This window comes from Pseudomonas brassicacearum subsp. brassicacearum (genome assembly GCF_008801605.1).
GTDB lineage: Bacteria > Pseudomonadota > Gammaproteobacteria > Pseudomonadales > Pseudomonadaceae > Aquipseudomonas > Aquipseudomonas brassicacearum.
On record NZ_VZPJ01000002.1, the window covers coordinates 444,816 to 464,635 of the forward strand.

A 19,820-nucleotide genomic window follows, 5' to 3' on the forward strand; every position below is an offset into this window, starting at 1 on the left:
ATCGTAGGCAGGAGTGGCATCCAACTTGCCTTGATCTCTATGTGCGCCAGCATCATGACGGCGCGCGACCGAACTCTTTGACCCGCGAGGAGCCAAACGCTACCGGCCATGACCGCTATCGAATCCGCCATTAGCTGTGCCTTGTACCCGCCACGACTCGAGCTGGGGCCGCAATTGACCCGTGAGCAACTGCTCGCCTCGATGCAATTGACCATGAGCCTCCACCAGGGCGGTCCGGTCTGGCTGTTCGCATACGGTTCATTGATCTGGCGGCCCGAATGCACGGCGGTGGAGCGGATGCGCGGCCGGGTCCATGGTTATCATCGCGGTTTGTACCTGTGGTCCCACGAGCATCGCGGTACACCGGAGTTGCCGGGGCTGGTGTTCGGGCTGGATCGCGGCGGCTCGTGCAGCGGTTTCGCCTACCGATTGCCGGAGGAGAATCTCGAGGACTCGCTGTTTGCCTTGTGGCAACGCGAGATGCCGGTCCCGTCCTATCGCCCGCACTGGCTCAGTTGCCGTCTCGAGGATGGCAGCCGGGTGCAAGCCTTGGGGTTCGTGCTGGAGCGACACCTGCCCAGCTATGCCGGCAACCTGCCGGACCATGTGCTGAGCCAGGTATTTGAAAGCGCCTGTGGGCGTTACGGCACCACTCGCGATTATGTCGAGCAGACCATCCACGCCCTGCGCAGCCACGCCATGCCAGACCGGAATCTGGAGGCGCGGCTCAAGCGCTGCAAATCAGCGCTGGATCAGGCGACCGCTTCGCGGCTCTGACTGGCGATCTGCTTGTGCCACAGGGTTGGCGCGAGGAAGGCCATCGCCAGCAGGCAGGCGACAACCAGTAGGATGAAACCGCCATCCCAGCCGAAATAGTCCACCGTGTAGCCCATCATGGCACTGGCCGCGACCGAACCACCGAGATAACCAAACAGACCGGTAAAGCCGGCAGCCGTGCCCGCCGCTTTCTTGGGCACCAGCTCCAGCGCCTGCAGGCCTACCAGCATGACCGGACCGTAGATCAGAAAGCCGATCGCGAACAGCGAGATCATGTCGACCATCGGGTTGCCCGGCGGATTCAGCCAGTAAACGATCGTCGCAACGGTCACCAATGCCATGAACACCATGCCCGTCAGGCCACGGTTGCCCCGGAAGATCTTGTCCGACATCCACCCGCACAGCAGCGTGCCGGGAATGCCGGCCCACTCGTACAGGAAGTAAGCCCAGGACGTCTTGTCGAAGTTGAAGTGCTTGACCTCTTTAAGGTAGGTCGGCGCCCAATCCAGGATGCCGTAGCGCAACAAGTAGACGAAGACGTTGGCCAGCGCGATGAACCAGAGCATTTTGTTGCGCAGCACGTATTTGACGAAGATGTCCTTGGCGCTGAACTCTTCTTCGTGGCTGGCATCGTAGCCTTCCGGGTAATCGTTCTTGTACTTCTCGATGGGTGGCAAGCCCGTCGATTGCGGCGTGTCGCGCATGACAATGAAGGCAAATACAGCGACCAGCAGCGCCACCGCTGCCGGTACGTAGAACTTGCTGTGCCAGTCGTTGAACCAGCCCATGCCAAGTATCGCCAGTGGACCGATCAGGCCGCCGCCGACGTTGTGGGCGGTGTTCCATACCGAAACCACACCGCCGCGTTCTTTCTGCGACCACCAGTGGACCATGGTGCGCCCGCTAGGTGGCCAACCCATGCCTTGGGCCCAACCGTTGATGAACAACAGGATGAACATCATGGTCACGCTGGAGGTTGCCCACGGTGCGAAACCGAAAACGAACATGACGCCGGCGGACACGATCAGGCCAAAGGGCAGGAAGTAACGAGGGTTGGAGCGGTCGGACACGATGCCCATCAAAAACTTGGAAAGGCCGTAGGCGATCGCGATCGCCGACATCGCCACCCCCAGTTGGCCTTTTGTATAGCCTTGGGCGATCAGATCCGGAAATGCCAGGGTGAAGTTCTTGCGTAGCAGGTAGTAACCCGCATACCCAATGAAAATCCCGGCGAAAATCTGCCAGCGAAGGCGTCGATAGGTGCTGTCTATTTTTTCTTCAGGCAATGGAGCCTGATGTGCGGCAGGGCGAAAGAAAGCAAACATTCAAGAGCTCCAAATTTCTTGTTTTGACTGCGGATGCGAATGTTACAGTTTCGTTACCGAAAATAGCATCGGTTCGCATCAACAAAAAAGCAGGAATGTTGGAGATGTTGTGTTCTTTTATGAACATGTCGCTCAGGTATAACTGAAGGGCGGTGTGGGAATGGCGAAACCGGGTCGTAGGGTTACGGCCCGGTATAAAACAATTCAGGTAAGCAATCAGCGAACCTGAATCACCACTTTTCCGACCGCCTTGCGTTGGCCAAGATCATTGATGGCTTGTGCCGCATTGCTCAGCGGGTACACCTGTGACACCAGCGGCTTGAGCTTGCCCTCGGCAAACCAGCCGAACAATTGCTGGAAGTTGGCGGCGTTGTCCTGAGGCTGGCGCTGGGCGAAGGAGCCCCAGAACACACCCACCACGGCGGCGCCCTTGAGCAGGGCCAGGTTCACCGGCAGTTCGGGGATGCGTCCGCTGGCGAAGCCGACCACCAGCAACCGGCCGTTCCAGGCGATGGCGCGGATGGCCTGGTCGAACAGGTCGCCACCCACCGGATCGTAGATCACATCGGCACCCTGGCCGTCGGTGAGACGCTTGATTTCATCCTTCAGGCTGGTTTCGTTGTAGTTGATCAATTCGTCGGCGCCAGCAGCCTTCGCCACGGCGAGTTTCTCTGCGCTGCTGGCGGCAGCGATCACCCGGGCGCCCATGGCTTTGCCGATCTCCACCGCCGCCAGGCCGACACCACCGGATGCGCCGAGCACCAGCAGGGTTTCGCCGGGTTGCAGGTTGGCCCGTTGCTTGAGGGCGTGCATCGAGGTGCCGTACGTCATGCTGAAGGCGGCGGCGGTGTTGAAATCCATGGACGCAGGAATCGGCAACACGTTGTAGCCAGGTACCGCCACCTGTTCGGCAAAGCTGCCCCAGCCGGTCAGCGCCATCACCCGGTCGCCAACCTTCAAGTGGTTGACTTTCTCTCCCACTTCGCTGACCACGCCGGCGGCTTCGCCACCTGGGGAAAACGGGAAGGGTGGCTTGAATTGGTATTTGCCCTCGATGATCAGCGTGTCAGGGAAGTTCACCCCGGCGGCATGCACCTCCAGCAGCACTTCGTTCTTCTTGGCGACGGGGCTGGCGGCGTCTTCCAGCACCAGCGAATCGGCGGGGCCGAATTCTTTGCACAGCACGGCTTTCATCAGGGCTATTCCTTTGGGAGTGATGGCCGATAAGTGTAGGTGTGAGAGACAACGGGTCAACGAGCATGCCCTGCCCTGATAGCCGGCTATAAGCTTGTGCTTGAACGGCGGGGCGGTATGCTGGGCCGCAAACCGGATGAGGAATCAATTGTGAAAGCGTGGATCATGTTGATGCTGGCCCTGTCGCTGCCTGTGGCAGCGATGGCCGAAGAGGGCAAGGAAGCGAAGGAAGGTGAGGCGCCGAAGGTCAGCTACATCACCCTCAGCCCACCCTTTGTTGGCAACTATGGGCTCGACGGTTCGGCGAAGCTGAGGGTCTACAAGGCCGATGTGGCCCTGCGTGTGACGGGAGATGCTGCTGCGGCGGCGGTCAAGGCCAATGAGCCGTTGATTCGCAACCAGTTGGTGGCGCTGTTCGCCCAGCAGACCACCGAGGCCATGAATAACCTGGAAGCCAAGGAAAAGCTGCGCCAGGAAGCGTTGAAGCAGACCCAGCAGGTGATGAACGACGAAACCGGCAAGCCGATGGTCGATGACCTGTTGTTCAACAACCTGATCATTCAGTAAACCGGCTCGATCGCAGCCTTTGGCAGTGCCCGGATCTCCTGGCGCTGCCCAAGGCTGCTTTTTTTCGTCAAGACGCCAGGCTTTTCCGAAACCGGGCCAGGGCGATTGCAAAGAACAAAAGCCCGATGGCCGCCAGCGCCAGCAGGTCCGGCCAGATCACGCCAGGGCCGGCATCACGGAACAGGATCGCCGCGCTGAGGCTGACGAAATGCGTCGAGGGCGAGCCTTGCATCACCCATTGCAACCATTGCGGCATGCTGTCCAGCGGTGTGCTGCCGCCCGACAACAGCAGCATCGGGATGATGACCGGGATCGCCAGCAAACCGAACTGCGGCGTCGAACGAGCGAGGGTGGCGAGGAAGATGCCCAGTGAGGTGCTGGCGAACAGGTAGAGTGCGGTCACCAGCAGGAAGAGCACCATGGAGCCGGCGAGAGGTACGCCCAGGGCAAACTTGACGATGATTTCCAGCGACGCCCAGGTGCACAGCACCACTACCAGCAGGTTGCTCCAGATTTTCGCCAGCATGATTTCCAATGCCGTCAGCGGCAGCACCAGCAAGTGGTCGAGGGTACCGTGCTCGCGCTCGCGCAGCAGCGCGGTCCCCGTCAGGATGATGGCCAGGATCGTGATGTTGTTGACGATCTGGATCACTGCCAGGAACCAGCCACCTTCCAGGTTGGTATTGAACAGCGAACGCGTGGTCAGCCTCACGGGTGTTGCTTCGCTCGTTTGTGCCTGGCCGGCGTAGATCGTCAGTTCCTGTTGGAAAATCCGTCCTATATAGCCGGCGCCCATGAACGCCTGGCTCATGGCCGTGGCGTCGACGTTGAGTTGCAGCGTCGGTTCGCGTCCTGCGAGCAGGTCGGCCTGGAAGTTGGCGGGCACATTAATGACAAAGGTGTAGCGGCCACTGTCCATGACCTTGTCCAGTTCGGCATAGGGCAGGGCCACCGGGTTCTGGAACTCCGGCGGTTGCAGGACCTGGGCCAATTGGCGCGAGAGATGGCTCTGGTCTTCGTCCACTATTGCGACACTGGCGTTGTGGACGCCGATTACCGAACCGGCGGCCGGCATGTAGATCGCCACCGTGAAGGCGTAGCCCAAAAACAGCAGCAGAACGGAGTCGTACCGCAGGCTGGTCAGTTCCTTGAGCCCCAGACGCCAGATATGTGAAAGCGTGTGCATCAGGCCTCCTGCTTTTTCAGCATGATCAGGCTGAGCCCGGTGAAACCCAGGAAAAACCCGCCCAGCGCCAGGCATTGCGGCCATAGCTGGCGCAGATCCAGGGCCTTGGTGAAGGTGCCGACGGCGATATCGAGGAAATAACCGGCGGGAAACAACTGGCCCATCACCGAGGCCGCGCCGTCCAGGGACGAACGCGGCACGATCAGCCCCGAGAACTGGATGGTCGGCAGGCTGGTGATGATCATGGTGCCGAGGATCGCCGCGATCTGGGTGCGGGTGAACGCCGAGATCAGCAGCCCCATGCTGGTGGTCGCCAGTACATAGAGGAGGCCGCCCACCGCCAGCGTCAGGCCGCTGCCCTTGAACGGCACACCGAACAGCCAGCGGTTCATCGCTGTCAGCAGGGCCAGGTTGATCAGGCTGACCGCCAGGTAGGGCACTTGTTTGCCCAGCAGGAACTCCAGGCGGGTCAGCGGCGTGGCGTAGAAATTGGTGATCGAACCCAGCTCCTTCTCCCGCACGATGCCCAGCGCCGTCAACATGGCCGGAATGAACGCCAGGATCAGCGCCATGACCCCAGGGCCGATGGCGTTGACGCTGACCACGTCCTGGTTGTAGCGAAAGCGCGTCTCCAGCGTCGCGCCGGGTTGCCGGTTCGGTGCGCGGCTGCTGAGTTCGGCCAGTTGCTCAAGGTTGGCCTGGTGCACGGCCTGGACGTAGTTGCGACTGGTCTCGGCCCGAAACGGTATGCCGCCGTCCAGCCAGGCGCCCACTGTCGGCTGGCGGCCAGCGTAAAGGTCACGCCCAAACCCAGGGGGGATTTCCAGGGCCAGCTTGATCTCCGAGCGCTGCAAACGTCGATGCAGCTCCTTCGCGTCGCGGATGATCGGCTGCTCCTCGAAGTAGCGCGAGCTGCGGAACGCTTCCAGGTAGGCACGGCTTTGCGGGCTCTGATCCTGGTCATACACGGCGAAGGCCAGTTTCTCCACATCGAGGGAAATACCGAAGCCGAAGACCACCATCATGAACAAGGCGCCCAGCAAGGCGAATGCCATCCGCACCTTGTCGCGCAGCAGCTCCTTGCCCTCCCGGCTGGCAACGGCCCACAGGCGACCGAGGCTCAGGCCGCGCCGGTCCCGGGGGGCGTCGGCACTGTCGAGGGTCACGGGAGCGGCGTCTTGTTGCGTCTCGCCCTGGGCTTTCTCCAGGCAGGTGACGAACGCGGCTTCCAGCGTCTGGCCGTTGAACTGCGCCTGCAAGGCCGCCGGCGTGTCACAAGCCAGGACCTTGCCGGCGTGCATCAGCGAAATGCGATCGCAGCGCTGGGCCTCGTTCATGAAATGGGTGGAAAGGAAAATTGTCACGCCCTGTTCGCGAGACAACTCGATCAACAGTCGCCAGAAATCATCCCGCGCAGCCGGATCGACACCCGAGGTCGGCTCATCGAGGATCAGCACTTCCGGGCGATGCAACACTGCCACCGCCAGGGACAAACGTTGGCGCAGGCCCAGTGGCAGCGAGCCGGAAGGCTGGTCCGCCAGCGCCTGGAGATTGAAGCGCTGGATCAGTTCGTCGATGCGCTGGCGACTGTCCGTCGTGGGCAGGTCGAAGAGCTTGGCGTGCAGCTCCAGGTTTTGGCGCACGCTCAGTTCGCCGTACAGCGAAAAACTCTGGGACATGAAACCCACCCGCTTGCGGGTGGCGAGGTCCTTGGCGTTGACCGGGTTGCCCAGCAGCCGGGCACTGCCTTCGCTGGCAGGGATCAGCCCGGTCAGCACCTTCATGGTGGTGGTCTTGCCGCAACCGTTGGAACCCAGGAACCCAAAGATCTCGCCGCGACCAATCGCGAAGCTGACGTTGTCGACGGCGGTGAAATCACCGAAGCGCAAAGTGAGGTCGTGGGCTTCGATGGCAATGTCGGTGGTGTTGGCGCTCCTGGGGGGGATCACCAGCGGCTCGGCATCGCGGCCGCTGTCGCCCTGAAAATGGGTGAAGGCCGAATCGAGCTTGCCGTCCGGGGTGACCTTGGCCAGCTCCGCACTCAGGCCCTTGGCGATCAAGCGACCGTTGTCGAGCATCAGGCAATGCTCGAATTGTTCGGCCTCTTCCATGTACGCGGTGGCGACCAGCAGGGTCAGTTGCGGGCGTTGTCGGCGCACGTCTTCTATCAGTTCCCAGAAGCGCCGCCGGGACAGCGGGTCCACGCCGGTGGTGGGTTCGTCGAGAATCAGCAGGTCCGGTTCATGGATCAGCGCGCAACACAGGCCGAGCTTCTGCTTCATGCCGCCGGACAGCTTGCCCGCCGGACGATCGGCAAAACGCTGCAGATCGGTGGCCAGCAGCAAAGTGCCCATGCGTTGTTCGCAGTCTGCCCGCGATAACCCGAACAGCGTGCCGAAGAAGCGAATGTTCTCGCGTATCGACAGGTCCGGGTAAAGGTTGCCCCCAAGCCCTTGGGGCATGAAGGCAATGCGTCGGTAGAGGGTGTTGCGATGGCGTCGGTCGTCGATCGAGGCGCCGAGCACGTCCAGTTGGCCGTGCTGGAGTTTCTTCACTCCGGCAATCAGCCCCAGCAGGCTCGACTTGCCGGCGCCGTCCGGGCCGATCAGGCCGCAGCGAGTGCCGACGGGCAGGCTGAAGGCGATATCGCTCAACGCCACCTGCTGGCCGTAGCGATGCTCGATGCCCGAGGCGTGCAATGCCTCGTCGAGGGCGGTGCTCATTGCAGGTTGGCCGGCCAGTCGATGGGGGCGGTGCGTACATAGCCGGCACCGGGCATGCCGGGTTTGGCCTGGGGCACTTCGCCGGGTTGGGTCAGGCGTACTTTGACGCGGAACACCAGTTTCTGGCGTTCATCACGGGTCTCGACTTCTTTCGGGGTGAACTGGGATTTGGCCGCGACGAAGCTGACCTTGGCCGGCAGCGGTCGCTCGGGCAGGGCGTCGAGCAGCAGGCGCGCTTCATTGCCCACCGCCAGTTTTCCGGCCACCGAGGCCGGCAGGTAGAGGTTCATGTATTGGTCGTTCGGATCGATCATCAGCAACACCCGGCCGCCGGCGCCCAGCACTTCACCCGGCTCGGCCAGGCGCAACTGGATCACGCCGTCGAGTGGCGCCCGCAACGTACTGTCATCTATTTCACTGGTGAGCTGCGCCACTTGGGCCAGGGTCGCGCCGATGGCCGCATTCGCCGCCGATACCTGGGCCCGAGCGGCGTTGACCGCAGCGTTGGCGGTGTCGACGCGGGCTTGTTGCTGGTCGATGACCTGGCCGCTGGCGTAACCGCGCTTGAACAGTTCCTGGGTCCGCTTGAGTTCCTGGTGAGCGAGCAATTGTTCGCTCTGGCGCAACTGTACGTTGGCTTCGGTGGCGGCAAGGTTCTGTCGGGCACGCACGACTTCGGCCTCGGCCTGATTGCGCTGGGCCTCCAGGGTGCGGGTGTCCATGCGCGCCAGCACTTGGCCCTTGATGACGTTGTCGCCTTCGTCGACATGAACTTCGGCCAGGCGTCCGGGCGTCTTGCTGGCGATCTGGACCTCGGTGGCCTCCAGGCGGCCGTTGCCCATGCTCAAGCCTTCCGGCAGGCGATCGTGGCGTGACTTCCAGTAGCCGAAACCGCCGGCGGCCAGCAACACGGTCATCAAGGCAAAGGCAAAAAAACGCGAGGTACGATGGTTCGTCGACATGTCCGGCATCCTGCGGCTATAGCATCGAAGTCTGCGGGATCAATGACCGATCCAGCTTGATATCCATCAACTCATCGGCGATCAGCGCAGGGCAATCACTGCGGCCCACTGTTCGGCCGTGACAGGCATCACCGACAGTCGCGAGCCTTTCTGCACCAGTGGCATTTCAGCCAGCGCGGTCTGTTGCTTGAGGTAGTCGAGCTTCAGCACGTGGGGAAACGTTTCGACGTGGGCTACGTCGATCGCGGTCCAGGGGTTTTTGTCCGGGCCGGCCTTGGGGTCGAAGTAATGGCTATCGGGTTCCAGCGCTGTCGGATCGGGGTAGGCCGCGCGGACGATCCGGCCGATCCCGGCAATGCCTGGCTCGGGGCAACTGGAGTGGTAGAAAAAGAACGCGTCGCCCACCGCCATGGTCCGCAGGAAATTACGCGCCTGGTAGTTGCGAACCCCGTCCCAGCGTGCCTGGCCGAGCTTTTCCAAGCCTTGGATGGATAATTCGTCGGGCTCGGACTTCATCAGCCAATAGGCCATGATTGCTACTCCTTGGCGGTGTTGAAAAAAATAGTTCAGCGATTTTATGACAAACCGACAGTCGGTTGACGCCAGAGTTTGCGTGTCGGGGCCGGTTGCCGCAAAATGCCGGCCTTCCAAGCTTGACGCTGCTGCACGGCCAATAAGAAAACCGCTGCTGTCATCGTGTGTGATATGCCTTGAGGGGGGCAATCGATGAAACGCAAACCGGATTTGTTGTGGATCTTGGTCATTCTGTTCGGTCTAGGTGTCGTGACCACGGGTTACGCTCAAAGCCTGTGGGCCAACAAGACCGACGCGCCGGTGGAAATCACCCAACCCGCGTCATCGTTCAAACGCTGAACCCGCTTTCCTGGCGCCGCTGATGACCGCGGCGTCTACCCCGCGATATACCATTGCCTGTCGCTGACCGTTCCCTGCAGCGGCACGTCCCAGCTTGCCTGCGCCAATCGTTCGACTTTCTGGCATTCATGGGCCAGCCCCAATAGCGTCGGCTTGCGCCACTGCTTGCGTCGCGCCAGATACGCCAGGCTGCGGTCATAAAAGCCGCCGCCCATGCCCAATCGACCTCCCGCATCGTCAAACCCCACCAGTGGCAACAGCACCAGGTCCAGCGTCCAGACCTTGCGTTGCCGGGCGAGGTTCTTGCGCGGTTCAGGAATACGAAACCGGTTGGGCTGCATTTTTTCGCCGGGGTGGATGCGCTGGAACACCATCTTGGTCTGCGGCCACGGGCTGAGCACCGGCAGGTAAGTAGCCTTGCCCCGGCGTTGGGCTGCGCGCAGCAGCAGGCGCGGATCGATCTCGCCGTCGTTGGGCAGGTACAGGGCGATGTGCCGCGCACGGCGAAACAGCGGATGCTGGGCCAGTTGCTTGTACAGCCCGCGGGCGGCTTGCCGTTGCTGGGCGGGCGTCAGGGCGCGACGGACCTGGCGCAGCAGGCGTCGAAGTTGCGGGCGGGGCAGCAGCGCAGGTTCGGTCATATCAGTGCTTCACGCAGTGGCGATGTCACAGCGTAACCGCAAAACAGGCTGCCCAGAAATGCCGGCGCCAGAAACGACAATGCCAGTCCGCATGGACTGGCATTGTCTGGAATCAGGCTCCCCGGATGAACCGCTGTCGGCTTAGCCCTTGAACCCGAAAGTTCAAGGTGGAAGTTGCAGGGGGCGTTAAGGCTTTCCGTCAAGCGGACATGCACACCGGCCCCAACGTGCAACCCCCGTGGTTGTGCGTATCGGCTCAGGGACATCACCAACTGGCAAGCACCCCAGGGAGTGATGCGAGTATACCCCAGGCAGCCTCGCGAATCAGCCCTTGCTGACGTCTGGATCGGTGGCGAGCACCAGATCCACCCGATCGAGCAGGTCGCGCACCTGTTCACGGGTCGAGCCGCTGACCTGCAGGTCCGGTGTATCCTGGCGATGCAGCAGGTCGTGGGTGATGTTCAAGGCGGCCATCACGGCGATGCGGTCGGCACCGATGACTTTGCCGCTGCTGCGGATCTCGCGCATCTTGCCATCCAGGTAACGGGCGGCGCTCACCAGGTTGCTACGCTCTTCCTGGGGGCAGATGATCGAATATTCTTTGTCGAGGATCTGCACGGTAACGCTATTGCTTGAACTCATGAGTCTTGCTCCAGGGCCTTGAGGCGCGAAATCATCGATTCGACCTTACGCCGGGCGATTTCGTTTTTTTCAATGAGGTGCGCGCGTTCCTCGCGCCAGGTTTTTTCCTGAGCTAATAGGAGTCCGTTTTGGCTCTTAAGTTGCTCGACCCGGTCAATTAGCAGTTCGAGTCTGGCCATCAGCGCTTGCAGGTCGGTGTCTTCCATTGTGTCCACTGAAGATTGTGTCTGATGGAGGGTATGGGTCGCACAGCCTCTGATAGTCTTGGCGAGTCTGTCGATGTAGGATACAAGGCCTCCATTCTAGACATAGCGCCGTCTGGCGCCTAGCTGCCCATGCCCATTCAGAATTCCCCGTATCAAGCATTCGCCACCCTGCTGAGCACCAGCGGTCATCCTGTCTCGCCTGCCGAACTGCATGGCCTGCTGCTCGGTCGCAGCTGCGCCGGTGCCGGCTTCGATGCCGACGGCTGGTTGGCCGACGCCGCCGAACTGCTGGAAGGCGAGCCGGCGGACAACGTCCGCAACGCGCTCATCGGCCTGCAGGAAATGGTCAAGGGCGAGCTGACCAGCGACGACATGACCGTCGTCCTGCTGCTGCCCACTGACGACGCCCCCTTGGCCGACCGCGCCGCTGCGCTGGGCCAATGGTGCCAGGGCTTCCTCGCCGGCTTCGGCCTGACCCGTCGCGAATACGCCTTGAGCGAAGAGGCCAAGGAAGTGTTGCAGGACTTGGCCGCGATCTCCCAGGTCCAGGATGCCCTGGAAGAGTCCGATGACGGCGAAAGCGACTACATGGAAGTGATGGAGTACCTGCGGGTCGCGCCATTGCTGCTGTTCACCGAGACCAAGAAAACCGATGCAGCGGCCCCCAAGCCGTCCTTGCATTAATTTTTAGAGGGAACACCGTCTGCCCATGATTCATATCCCGAAATCGGAATACAGCCGTCGCCGCAAGGCCCTGATGGCGCAGATGGAACCCAACAGCATCGCAATCCTGCCCGCCGCCGCCGTTGCGATCCGCAACCGCGACGTCGAGCACGTCTACCGCCAGGACAGCGACTTCCAGTACCTCAGCGGCTTTCCCGAGCCGCAGGCGGTGCTGGTGCTGATGCCGGGCCGCGCCCATGGCGAATACATCCTCTTTTGCCGCGAACGCAACGCCGAACGTGAGTTGTGGGATGGCCTGCGCGCCGGCCAGGAAGGGGCGATCCGTGACTACGCCGCCGACGACGCGTTTCCCATCACCGACATCGACGACATCCTGCCGGGCCTGATCGAAGGCCGCGACCGGGTGTATTCGGCCATGGGCAGCAACCCGGAATTCGACCGGCACCTGATGGAGTGGATCAACGTGATTCGCTCCAAGGCCCACCTCGGCGCCCAGCCGCCGAACGAATTCGTTGCCCTGGATCATCTGCTGCATGACATGCGCCTGTATAAATCGGCGGCAGAAGTGAAAGTGATGCGCGAAGCGGCGCGGATTTCCGCCCAGGCGCACATTCGGGCGATGCAGGCGGCGCGTCCGGGGCTGCATGAGTTCAGCCTGGAAGCCGAGCTGGACTATGAGTTCCGCAAGGGCGGGGCGAAGATGCCGGCCTATGGTTCGATCGTCGCGGCGGGGCGCAATAGCTGCATCCTGCACTACCAGCAGAATGACGCGCTGCTCAAGGACGGCGACCTGGTACTGATCGACGCAGGCTGTGAAATCGACTGCTACGCCAGCGATATCACCCGAACCTGGCCGGTCAGTGGCAAGTTCTCACCCGAGCAGAAGGCGATCTACGAAGTGGTGCTGGCTGCCCAGGAAGCCGCGTTCGCCCAGATTGCGCCGGACAAACACTGGAACCAGGCTCACGAAGCGACGGTGCGGGTGATTACCGAAGGATTGGTGCGCCTTGGCCTGCTGGAGGGTGAGGTGGAAGCGTTGATCGCCAGCGAGGCCTACCGGGCGTTCTACATGCACCGCGCTGGCCACTGGCTGGGCATGGACGTGCATGACGTGGGCGAATATCGGGTCGGCGGCGAGTGGCGGGTACTTGAGGTCGGCATGACGCTGACGGTGGAGCCGGGCATCTACATCGGCCCGAACAACCGCAGCGTAGCGAAAAAATGGCGCGGCATTGGCGTGCGCATCGAGGATGACGTGGTAGTGACCAAAACCGGTTGTGAAATCCTGAGCCACGGCGTACCGAAGACGGTCGCCGACATCGAGGCCCTGATGGCCGCTGCCCGGACGCAAGTGGCATGAGCCGGGTCAATCTGGCGATCGTCGGCGGCGGCCTGGTCGGCGCGAGCCTGGCGCTGGCCCTGCAGGCCGGTGCCAAGGCCCGGGGCTGGAAGATCATGCTGATCGAGCCCTTTGCCCCCGGCGATGCCTGGCAGCCAAGCTACGACGCCCGGTCCTCGGCATTGTCCTACGGTGCCCGGCAGATTTATCAACGCCTGGGTGTCTGGCAGGAGATTTCCCGCCGCGCCGAACCGATCAAACAGATCCATGTGTCCGACCGCGGGCGGTTTTCCACGGCGCGGTTGTCGGCCATGGAAGAGGGCGTGCCGGCGCTGGGCTACGTGGTGGAAAACGCCTGGCTCGGCCAGTGCCTGTGGCAAGGCCTGGACCCGGAGGTGGTGAGTTGGCGCTGCCCGGCGCAGGTCACCCGCATGGAGCCGCTGGTCGGCGGTTATCGCTTGACCCTGGACGACGAAACCACCCTGGAATGCGACCTTGCCGTACTGGCTGATGGCGGCCGCTCCAGCCTGCGCGAGCAGTTGGGTATCGGCGTGCGCAGTCGACCCTACGACCAGAGCGCCTTGATCGCCAACATCACCCCCAGCGAAGCCCACAACGGCATGGCCTTCGAACGTTTCACCGATGACGGCCCGATGGCCTTGTTGCCACTGCCGGAGAATCGTTGCGCGCTGGTCTGGACCCGTCAGGGCATGGACGCACAACGGCTGGCGGCCCTCGACGAGCGCAGTTTTCTAAGTGAATTGCAGGGCGTGTTCGGCTATCGCCTGGGCACCCTGAAACAGGTGGGCGTACGACATCTGTACCCGCTGGCGCTGGTGGAGGCCGAAGAACAGGTCCGTCCGCACCTGGCGATCCTGGGCAACGCCGCCCACAGCCTGCACCCGATTGCCGGGCAGGGGTTCAATCTGTCCCTGCGCGACGCCCAGGCCCTGGCCGATGCCCTGCTCGACAGCGAAAGCGAGCCTGGGGATTTTGCCGTGTTGCAAGCCTATCGCGAGCGCCAGCGAATGGATCAGGTCCTGACCGTGGGCTTCTCCGACCAGGTCACGCGCCTGTTCGCCAGCAACCTGCCATTGGTGTCCCTGGGCCGTAACCTCGGCCTGTTGGGCCTCGACTTGCTGCCGCCGGCCAAGCGCTGGTTCGCCCGTCAGGCCATGGGGCTGGGGACGCGTCCCGATGCTTGAGGCCGGGGCTGTCATTTCTTTTCATGGGCGACCGATGTCGCCAGCAAAACAGGCTTAGAGCATGGAATTGCGTGCAGATCTGCTGATTGTCGGCGCCGGTATGGTCGGCAGCGCCCTGGCGCTGGCGTTGCAGGGCAGTGGCCTGCAAGTGCTGCTGCTCGACGGCAGCCCGATGAGTGTCAAACCCTTCGACCCCCAGGCCGCGTTCGAGCCCCGAGTCAGTGCCTTGTCGACGGCCAGCCAGCGGATCCTCGAGCGCCTGGGCGTCTGGGACGGCATCACCGCCCGGCGCGCCAGCCCCTATACCGACATGCACGTCTGGGACGGCAGCGGCACCGGGCAGATCCATTTCTCGGCCGCCAGCCTGCACGCCGAGGCGCTTGGGCACATCGTTGAAAACCGCGTTGTGCAGGACGCCTTGCTGGATCGACTGCATGACTGCGACCTGGGCCTGTTGGCCAATGCCCGGCTGGAACAGATGCGTCGTTCCGGTGACGACTGGCTGCTGACCCTGGCCGATGGCCGTACGTTGCGCGCGCCCCTGGTCATCGCGGCTGACGGCGCGAATTCCGCCGTGCGTCGCCTGACCGGCGTTGCCACGCGGGAATGGGATTACCTGCACCACGCCATCGTCACCAGCGTGCGCAGCGCCCGGCCGCATCGAATGACGGCCTGGCAGCGTTTCACCGACAACGGTCCGCTGGCGTTCCTGCCACTTGAGCGTGACGGCCGGCACGACTGGTGCTCGATCGTCTGGTCCACCACCCCCGGTGAAGCGCAGCGCTTGATGGCGCTCGATGAAACTCAATTCTGCAGCGAACTGGAACGGGCCTTTGAAGGCCAGCTCGGCACGGTACTGAGTGCCGACCCACGCCTGTGCGTGCCGCTGCGCCAACGACATGCCAAGCGCTATGTGGCCGAAGGGCTGGCATTGATCGGCGACGCGGCCCATACCATTCATCCGTTGGCCGGGCAGGGCGTGAACCTGGGCTTCCTCGACGCCGCCGTGCTGGCCGAAGTGCTGTTGCAGGCGGCCGGGCGTGGCGAACGACTGGCGGACGTGAAGGTGCTGAGCCGCTACGAGCGGCGACGCATGCCCCATAACCTGGCGTTGATGGCGGCGATGGAAGGTTTCGAGCGCTTGTTCCAGGCCGATCCATTGCCGGTGCGCTGGTTGCGTAATACCGGGTTGAAGCTGGTGGACCGCATGCCCGAGGCCAAGGCGTTGTTTGTGCGCGAGGCGCTGGGGTTGATTGGGGATTTGCCGGATCTGGCCAAGGCCTGAGAGGTGGGTTGGGGCTTATGGCCTCATCGCGGGCAAGCCTTGCTCCCACACAAGCTCTTGCTCCCACAGGTGTGCAATGTGGGACGAGCTTTTGTGGGAGCAAGGCTTGCCCGCGATGGCAGACGCAAAAACACTGCGCATCTCAAAGTTGCAACATTTGGAAATGTGTCCAGCCATTGTTCGATTGAGATGCCAAATGTGAGTCCTTATCATTTGCGCTTCGTTCACAATCCAGAGACCGCTACCATGTCGGCACCCAAGCGCCTGCTGTCCGCCCTCGCCTTGACCCTGATCGGTGCCACTGCCGCCCAGGCCGCCGATGAGGTGGTGGTCTACTCTTCGCGCATAGACGAACTGATCAAACCGGTCTTCGATGCCTACACCAGGAAGACCGGCGTGTCGGTGAAGTTCATCACCGACAAGGAAGCGCCGCTGATGCAGCGGATCAAGGCCGAGGGTGAGAACGCCACCGCCGACCTGCTGCTCACCGTCGACGCCGGCAACCTCTGGCAGGCCGAGCAGATGGGCATCCTCCAACCGTTCACCTCGCCGGTGATCGACGCCAACATCCCGTCCCAATATCGCGCCTCTTCCCACGCCTGGACCGGCTTGAGCCTGCGGGCGCGGACCATCGTCTACTCCACTGATCGGGTCAAACCCAGTGAGCTGAGCACCTACGAGGCCTTGGCGGGTGACGAGTGGGAGGGCCGCCTGTGCCTGCGCACGTCGAAGAAGGTCTATAACCAGTCGCTGACCGCCACCCTGATCGAAACCCACGGTGCGGAAAAAACCGAGGAGATCCTCAAGGGTTGGGTCCGGAACCTGTCCACCGACGTCTTCTCCGATGACACCGCGCTGCTTGAGGCGATCAACGCCGGGCAGTGCGACGTCGGCATCGTCAATACCTACTACTACGGCCGCCTGCACCAGCAGAAGCCGGACCTGAAGGTGAAGCTGTTCTGGCCGAACCAGGCCGACCGTGGCGTGCACATCAACCTCTCGGGGATTGGCTTGACCAAGCATGCACCGCATCCGGACGCTGCGAAGAAGCTGGTGGAGTGGATGACCACGCCAGAAGCGCAAAGCATCTTCGCCGACGTGAACCAGGAATTCCCGGCCAACCCGAAAGTCGAGCCGTCCAAGGAAGTGGCGGCCTGGGGCAAGTTCAAGGCCGATACCCTGCCGGTGGAAGTCGCGGGTAGACGCCAGGCCGAAGCCATACGCATGATGGATCGCGCTGGCTGGAATTAATCCAACTCAGGCACGGCTCCCTGTGGCGGTTGTAAGATAGGTGCCCGCGCGAATGCGCGGGCATCATCATTTAAACGAGAGCACCCCTTGGCCCACCCCGCCCAACGCCGTTGGTACCCCCTGGTCTTTGCCATTGCCGCGCTGGTCCTGTTGCCCTTGAGCGTCTTGCTGCTGTCCTGGCAGAGCATCGACCAACAGATCTGGTCCCACTTGTGGGACACGCAAATGCCGCGCTTGCTGGGCAACACCCTCACGTTGATCCTTGGCGTGGGTGTGGGGGTGACGTTGCTGGGTGTCAGTCTCGCCTGGCTCACCAGCCTGTGTGAATTCCCCGGGCGACGCTGGCTCGACTGGGCGTTGATGCTGCCGTTTGCGATTCCGGCCTACGTGTTGGCGTTTGTCTTCGTTGGCCTGCTGGACTTTGCAGGCCCCGTGCAGACACTCATGCGTGAATGGTTCGGCAGCGGCCTGCGCCTGCCCCGGGTCCGTTCCACCGGTGGGGTGATCCTGGTGCTGGTGCTGGTCTTTTACCCTTACGTCTATCTGCTGGCGCGCAGTGCATTCCTGGCCCAGGGCAAGGGCTTGATGGAAGCCGCACGGGTGCTCGGGCAGTCGCCGTGGCAGGCGTTCTGGCGCGTGGCGCTGCCGATGGCCCGGCCGGCCATCGGTGCGGGCGTGGCGTTGGCGCTGATGGAGACACTGGCGGATTTCGGCGCGGTATCGGTGTTCAACTTCGACACCTTTACCACCGCGATCTACAAGACCTGGTACGGCTTCTTCAGTCTCTCCAGCGCAGCCCAACTGGCCAGCCTGCTGTTACTGGCGGTGATGCTGGTGCTCTACGGCGAACGCCGGGCCCGCGGTGCCCACCGAGCCAGCAACGAGCGTCCCCGAGCCAAGGCTTTGTATACGTTGCGCGGTCTCAAGGCCGTGGCAGCCAGCTGTTGGTGTTTCCTGGTGTTCGCCTGTGCCTTTGTCATTCCGGTGCTTCAGTTGGTGGTGTGGTTCTGGCAACGCGGTCGTTTCGACCTGGACGAACGTTATGCCGGGCTGATCGTCCACACCCTCTACCTGGGCGGCCTGGCCGCGCTGATCACCGTTTGCGTGGCCTTGCTGCTGGCGTTCGCCCGACGGCTGGCGCCAACCCGTCCGATTCGTGCCGGCGTCGGCCTGGCGAACCTGGGCTATGCCTTGCCCGGTTCGGTGCTCGCGGTATCGATCATGCTTGCATTCAGCTACCTGGACCGTGAGCTGGTCATCCCGCTGTCGAGCTGGCTCGGTGGGGCAGGCAAGCCGTTGTTGCTGGGTAGCCTGTCGGCGCTGTTGCTGGCATATCTGGTGCGCTTCCTGGCCGTGGCCTACGGTCCGTTGGAGAGCAGCCTGGCGCGAATTCGTCCGTCCTTGCCCGAGGCTGCACGCAGCCTAGGGGTCAGTGGGCCACGACTGTTTTTCAAAGTGTATCTGCCGTTGCTGTTGCCCGGCACCTTGAGCGCGGCGTTGCTGGTGTTCGTCGACGTGCTCAAGGAAATGCCCGCGACCCTGCTGATGCGCCCGTTCGGCTGGGATACGCTGGCGGTGCGGATCTTCGAGATGACCAGCGAAGGGGAGTGGGCCCGGGCCGCGCTGCCGGCGCTGACGTTGGTACTGGTGGGGTTGTTGCCAGTCATCGGATTGATACGACGTTCGGCCCATCAAAACAGCTAGGTGTCAGTCCCACCTCATGCGGCTACAATGCGCGGCATTCGGTGCGGTCCGTCTGTCGGACCGGGCAACTGAGAACGTCAGAAAACTCCTTTTTTCAGACGTTCGCGTTATGCAGTGCCCGTCCGCACCTTCGCCAAGCCCGGAAGGAGAAACCCATGGGACAGCGTACGCCTCTGTATGACCTTCATCTCGCCCTTGGCGCGAAGATGGTCGATTTTGGCGGTTGGGATATGCCTTTGCACTACGGCTCGCAAGTCGAAGAACACCATCAGGTGCGTCGCGACTGCGGAGTGTTCGATGTATCCCACATGACCGTGATCGATGTCGCCGGCCCCCAGGCCAAGGTTTGGTTGCAGCGTTTGCTGGCCAATGACGTCGATCGTTTGCAGGACACAGGCAGTGCCTTGTACAGCGCGATGCTCAACGAGCGCGGCGGCATCGTCGACGACATGATCATCTATCGTGTCGAGGACGGTTATCGGTTGGTCTTCAACGCCTCGACCCGCGATCAGGATCTGGCCTGGATGCAGGCACAGCTCGGTGGCTACGACGTGCAGTTGCATGAGCGCCCCGAACTGGCGATGCTGGCGATCCAGGGCCCCCAGGCCCGGCAGAAGATTGCCGAACTGGTGACGCAACCGCGTGGGCAGATCATCCAGCAACTCAAGCCTTTCGAAGGTCGCGCCGACGGCGAATGGTTCATCGCCCGGACCGGCTACACCGGCGAAGATGGCCTGGAAATCGTCCTGCCCGCCCAGGAAGCCCCGAGTTTCTTCAACGACCTGGTAGGGGCCGGTATTTCGCCCATTGGCCTCGGCGCCCGCGATACCTTGCGCCTGGAGGCCGGCATGAACCTCTACGGCCAGGACATCAACCAGGACGTTTCGCCCCTGGCCTCGAACATGGCCTGGAGCATCGCCTGGGAACCGGCGAGCCGTCAGTTCATCGGGCGCAGTGCGCTGCAAGCCGAGCTTGCCAGCGGTGTGCAGCACAAATTGGTCGGGCTGGTGCTGGAAGAGCGGGGTGTCTTGCGCGCCCATCAGGTGGTCCGCATCGCCAATGTTGGCGAAGGGGAGATCACCAGTGGTAGTTTTTCTCCTACGCTTAGCAAGTCGATTGCCCTGGCACGTGTTCCGATGGCTACCGCCGACCGTGCCGAGGTAGAAATTCGCGGCAAGTGGTATCCGGTACGGGTGGTCAAACCGACCTTCGTCCGCCATGGCAAAACCCTGATCTAACCTTTTGCGGCGGGCCGC

19 protein-coding genes and 1 other RNA gene are annotated in these 19,820 nt (G+C 62.5%); 10 read left to right on the forward strand and 10 right to left on the reverse strand.

The annotated features are described in order from the left end of the window. Positions 1-108: 108 nt before the first annotated feature. Positions 109-777 (forward strand): gamma-glutamylcyclotransferase, encoded by a 669-nt coding sequence (locus F7R20_RS07795; protein WP_003206704.1) that lies wholly within the window; start codon positions 109-111, stop codon positions 775-777. On the opposite strand, the gene glpT is transcribed toward F7R20_RS07795, so the two are convergent. Together glpT and F7R20_RS07805 are read right to left on the reverse strand one after the other, a co-directional pair. Next, positions 753-2,102 carry a glycerol-3-phosphate transporter gene (glpT, locus tag F7R20_RS07800; protein ID WP_003206703.1) on the reverse strand — a complete coding sequence of 450 codons (1,350 nt, stop codon included), beginning with the start codon at positions 2,100-2,102 and terminating at the stop codon, positions 753-755. The two genes, F7R20_RS07795 and glpT, sit on opposite strands and share 25 nt — an antisense overlap. A gap of 216 nt (positions 2,103-2,318) precedes the next feature. Further along, complete coding sequence (locus F7R20_RS07805; RefSeq protein WP_003206701.1) at positions 2,319-3,296, reverse strand: NADPH:quinone oxidoreductase family protein; 978 nt, start codon at positions 3,294-3,296, stop codon at positions 2,319-2,321. A 150-nt stretch (positions 3,297-3,446) separates the two neighbouring features. Here F7R20_RS07805 and F7R20_RS07810 point away from each other — a divergent pair, with 150 nt between their 5' ends. After that, on the forward strand, positions 3,447-3,863 hold the full coding sequence (locus tag F7R20_RS07810) for a flagellar basal body-associated protein FliL (RefSeq protein WP_003206698.1): 417 nt from the start codon (positions 3,447-3,449) through the stop codon (positions 3,861-3,863). Between the two features lie 67 nt (positions 3,864-3,930). Here the strand turns inward: F7R20_RS07810 and F7R20_RS07815 are convergent, their stop codons facing one another. From F7R20_RS07815 to F7R20_RS07830, 4 genes are all read right to left on the reverse strand, one after another. Further along, a complete protein-coding gene (locus F7R20_RS07815) occupies positions 3,931-5,049 on the reverse strand; it encodes an ABC transporter permease (protein WP_003206697.1) in 1,119 nt (372 codons plus the stop codon). Continuing rightward, positions 5,049-7,772 (reverse strand): ribosome-associated ATPase/putative transporter RbbA, encoded by a 2,724-nt coding sequence (gene rbbA, locus F7R20_RS07820; RefSeq protein WP_003206695.1) that lies wholly within the window; start codon positions 7,770-7,772, stop codon positions 5,049-5,051. The genes F7R20_RS07815 and rbbA overlap by 1 nt, the downstream gene beginning before the upstream one ends. Beyond that, the gene (locus F7R20_RS07825; protein WP_003206693.1) at positions 7,769-8,734 is read right to left on the reverse strand and encodes an HlyD family secretion protein; all 966 of its coding nucleotides are present in this window, start codon (positions 8,732-8,734) and stop codon (positions 7,769-7,771) included. Before F7R20_RS07825 ends, rbbA begins: the two co-directional genes overlap by 4 nt. An 81-nt stretch (positions 8,735-8,815) precedes the next feature. Continuing rightward, on the reverse strand, positions 8,816-9,265 hold the full coding sequence (locus F7R20_RS07830; protein ID WP_003206690.1) for an EVE domain-containing protein: 450 nt from the start codon (positions 9,263-9,265) through the stop codon (positions 8,816-8,818). Between the two features lie 195 nt (positions 9,266-9,460). On the opposite strand from F7R20_RS07830, the gene F7R20_RS31590 reads away from it, so the two are divergent. Continuing rightward, positions 9,461-9,607, forward strand: a complete 147-nt coding sequence (locus F7R20_RS31590; protein ID WP_003206689.1) for a hypothetical protein — start codon at positions 9,461-9,463, stop codon at positions 9,605-9,607. A gap of 35 nt (positions 9,608-9,642) precedes the next feature. On the opposite strand, the gene F7R20_RS07835 is transcribed toward F7R20_RS31590, so the two are convergent. The 4 genes from F7R20_RS07835 to F7R20_RS07850 form a co-directional block, all read right to left on the reverse strand. After that, a complete protein-coding gene (locus F7R20_RS07835; protein WP_003206687.1) occupies positions 9,643-10,248 on the reverse strand; it encodes a 5-formyltetrahydrofolate cyclo-ligase in 606 nt (201 codons plus the stop codon). 114 nt (positions 10,249-10,362) lie between these two features. After that, positions 10,363-10,542: non-coding RNA, 6S RNA (gene ssrS, locus F7R20_RS07840), on the reverse strand. Positions 10,543-10,572: 30 nt separating this feature from the next. Then, positions 10,573-10,890 carry a cell division protein ZapA gene (locus tag F7R20_RS07845; protein WP_003177364.1) on the reverse strand — a complete coding sequence of 106 codons (318 nt, stop codon included), beginning with the start codon at positions 10,888-10,890 and terminating at the stop codon, positions 10,573-10,575. Beyond that, complete coding sequence (locus F7R20_RS07850; RefSeq protein ID WP_003177365.1) at positions 10,887-11,096, reverse strand: TIGR02449 family protein; 210 nt, start codon at positions 11,094-11,096, stop codon at positions 10,887-10,889. The genes F7R20_RS07845 and F7R20_RS07850 overlap by 4 nt, the downstream gene beginning before the upstream one ends. Before the next feature lie 129 nt (positions 11,097-11,225). On the opposite strand from F7R20_RS07850, the gene F7R20_RS07855 reads away from it, so the two are divergent. The 7 genes from F7R20_RS07855 (at position 11,226) to gcvT (ending at position 19,802) form a co-directional block, all read left to right on the forward strand. Next, the gene (locus F7R20_RS07855) at positions 11,226-11,780 is read left to right on the forward strand and encodes a YecA/YgfB family protein (RefSeq protein ID WP_003206685.1); all 555 of its coding nucleotides are present in this window, start codon (positions 11,226-11,228) and stop codon (positions 11,778-11,780) included. Between the two features lie 25 nt (positions 11,781-11,805). Continuing rightward, complete coding sequence (gene pepP / locus F7R20_RS07860; protein ID WP_003206684.1) at positions 11,806-13,140, forward strand: Xaa-Pro aminopeptidase; 1,335 nt, start codon at positions 11,806-11,808, stop codon at positions 13,138-13,140. Next, the gene (gene ubiH, locus F7R20_RS07865) at positions 13,137-14,324 is read left to right on the forward strand and encodes a 2-octaprenyl-6-methoxyphenyl hydroxylase (RefSeq protein ID WP_003206682.1); all 1,188 of its coding nucleotides are present in this window, start codon (positions 13,137-13,139) and stop codon (positions 14,322-14,324) included. The genes pepP and ubiH overlap by 4 nt, the downstream gene beginning before the upstream one ends. Positions 14,325-14,391: 67 nt before the next feature. Continuing rightward, a complete protein-coding gene (locus F7R20_RS07870; protein WP_172681425.1) occupies positions 14,392-15,609 on the forward strand; it encodes a 2-octaprenyl-3-methyl-6-methoxy-1,4-benzoquinol hydroxylase in 1,218 nt (405 codons plus the stop codon). 246 nt (positions 15,610-15,855) lie between these two features. Continuing rightward, complete coding sequence (locus F7R20_RS07875) at positions 15,856-16,860, forward strand: extracellular solute-binding protein (RefSeq protein ID WP_003206679.1); 1,005 nt, start codon at positions 15,856-15,858, stop codon at positions 16,858-16,860. A gap of 87 nt (positions 16,861-16,947) precedes the next feature. Then, positions 16,948-18,564, forward strand: a complete 1,617-nt coding sequence (locus F7R20_RS07880) for an ABC transporter permease (RefSeq protein WP_003206677.1) — start codon at positions 16,948-16,950, stop codon at positions 18,562-18,564. Between the two features lie 155 nt (positions 18,565-18,719). Beyond that, entirely contained in the window at positions 18,720-19,802 is a 1,083-nt protein-coding gene (gene gcvT / locus F7R20_RS07885) for a glycine cleavage system aminomethyltransferase GcvT (RefSeq protein ID WP_003206676.1), read from the forward strand. Positions 19,803-19,820 lie beyond the last annotated feature (18 nt).